Annotated in this window: 2 protein-coding genes; both read left to right on the forward strand. The window is 63.8% G+C overall.

What is annotated here, in order from left to right:
- Positions 1 to 98: 98 nt before the first annotated feature.
- A complete protein-coding gene (locus PMI02_RS21320; protein ID WP_007686832.1) occupies positions 99 to 899 on the forward strand; it encodes an alpha/beta fold hydrolase in 801 nt (266 codons plus the stop codon).
- On the forward strand, positions 890 to 2,203 hold the full coding sequence (locus tag PMI02_RS21325; protein WP_007686833.1) for a sensor domain-containing diguanylate cyclase: 1,314 nt from the start codon (positions 890 to 892) through the stop codon (positions 2,201 to 2,203). The genes PMI02_RS21320 and PMI02_RS21325 overlap by 10 nt, the downstream gene beginning before the upstream one ends.
- Positions 2,204 to 2,298 lie beyond the last annotated feature (95 nt).

The raw sequence follows: 2,298 nt of genomic DNA on the forward strand, positions 1-2,298 counted from the left end.
TTGCGCTCCTAATGACGGATCGTGCGCGATCGCAGTTGAAGCTTTAACCCTATCTGGCCTACGGGTTTCCCCGAAGGCAAACTTCCGATGGAAAATGCGTGAGCTGTTTCGCTAAATTGCATGGCCGGCGCAGCGGTACCGGCCAGACGGCGGCGATCCTGTCGCATGGCTTTGGTACCGACCAGGACGCATGGTCCGCCTTGCGGCCCTGGTTCGAGGAGCGGTTTGACGTCATCTCGTTCGATCTGCCGGGATGCGGACCCGGCGGCGCTGAAAGCTACGATTTCGATCGGCACGGATCGATGTTCGGTTATGCCGACGATCTGATCGAACTTATCGACGAACTCGGTCTGCAAGACACGATCTTTGTGGGCCATTCGATGAGCGGCATGATCGGCGCGGCCGCTGCCTGCGCACGCCCCGACCTGTTTGCGCGCCTGGTGATGATCGGCGCCTCGCCGCGCTACCTCAACGACGGCGGCTACGTGGGCGGTTTCGAGCAGGAAGGCCTCGACCAGCTGTTCGCCAGCATGGCGGCCAACTTCCAGGCGTGGGTCGCTGGCTTCGCACCGATGGTCGTGGGGGTCGACGACAGCGAAGCGGTCGCCGACTTTTCTCGCACCCTGTTCCAGATGCGGCCAGACGTAGCTCTCAACACCTCACGCACCATCTTCGGATCCGACATGCGCGCGACCGCTCGCCGCGTTCCCACGCCAGTGCATCTTGTCCAGGCCGCCTCCGACGTCGCCGTGCCACGTGAAGTGGGAGACTGGCTTGCCGCGGCGATCCCGAACGCCACGCTCGATGTCATCAGCGCCTCTGGCCATCTCCCCCACATGACAGCACCGGCCGAGGTTCTCGCAATTGTCGAACGAAGGCTGGCAGGGGCATGGCTGTGATCCCGTCCTCGAGCGAAGCTCTCTTCGAGCTCTGCGGCTTTGCGCGGGTGGCATGTGAAGCAGACCTGGTCATGGCACTCGAGGTCGATGACGCCGGACGCGCGTCACCTGTGGCCTCCTCCCCGCCTCAGGGCTTCAGCAGCTTCAACCTCTCTCGAAGCGGCCTCTTCGATACCGCGTGGTCGTCTATCCCTGTCGCCGCCAACGCGTTTCGTCTCCCCACCGCAGTGGTCCATGCATTGCCGGATATGCCGGCCAGCCTCCTGTTCGTGCCGGCCCCCGCCCAGCACGCGCCCAAAAGCGGCCTGCTGCTCTTATGGACCCAGCCCCCCTCACCTGCTCCGCTGGTTGAATATGTCCGCCTCCTGGCGAGCAGCATCGCCAGCACTCTGGCGGCCCGCCGCGAGGCCGCCAGGCAAGTGGCCATGCGCGACCAGTTCAACGATCTGCTGGAAAGCGTGCCGTCGGGCATCGTCCTGTTCGACGGCGATGGCCAAAGCGCGATGATCAACGAACGCGCGGCCGAGCTGCTGACGTGCCGCGCGGGGCCTCACCGTGCCAGTGATCTGGCAGATCCCATGCGGGCGCTCCGAGAGCGCTGCGACAATCATGCCGACCTTGAAGCCGCTTATGCGGCGCAGGTTGGCAATGTCCACTACGCTGCCATCCAGCACTGGGTTCTGGGCGACAGGACGTACGAAGTGGATACGCATCCGGTCAGCGGCGACGGACAGCATGGCCGCATCTGGCTGTTCACCGATGTCACGGCCGAACTGCGAATTGCCGCCAGGCTGCGGGGGCTGGCCCAATCGGATCCTTTGACGGGCCTGCCCAACCGGCGTCATTTCGAGGAGCAGTCTTCCCAGATCCTGACGGCCGCGGCGGCCGCCGAGCGCGCCGTAGCCCTGCTGATGGTGGATGTGGATCACTTCAAACAAATCAACGACACCCACGGCCATCCGGTGGGTGACGCGGTGCTGAAGGCTGTGGCACGCCGATGCAACGATGTCCTGCGCGACGGGGACCTCTTCGCCCGGTTTGGAGGCGAGGAATTTATTGCTCTGCTGACCATCACGACGGAACAGGAAGCGGCGGTAATTGCCGAGCGATTACGGTCCGCAATAGGCGGCACCCCTGTGCTCATCGGGCAACTCGGCATTACCGTATCTGCCAGCGTTGGCGTGGCGACGATGAAAACGACCACCGCCATCGACAGCGACATCCTGGAAAGCCTCGTACAGCGCGCAGACGCTGCCCTGTACCGCGCGAAGCAAAGCGGGAGGAACCGCGTTATCATCGCCTGACTTGCGCCAGACAATGCTGTTCGCCAGCGCCAGTTGCATCCGACGCATTCGAATGTGCGTCACCCGCGCTTGCCTTACTCCAGCAGAGGAGGCAG

It is taken from the genome of Novosphingobium sp. AP12 (assembly GCF_000281975.1).
GTDB lineage: Bacteria > Pseudomonadota > Alphaproteobacteria > Sphingomonadales > Sphingomonadaceae > Novosphingobium.

Coding starts and splice junctions, on each gene's coding strand:
- PMI02_RS21325 (WP_007686833.1), top strand. CDS start 890: ATGGCTGTGATCCCGTCCTCGAGCGAAGCTCTCTTCGAGCTCTGCGGC.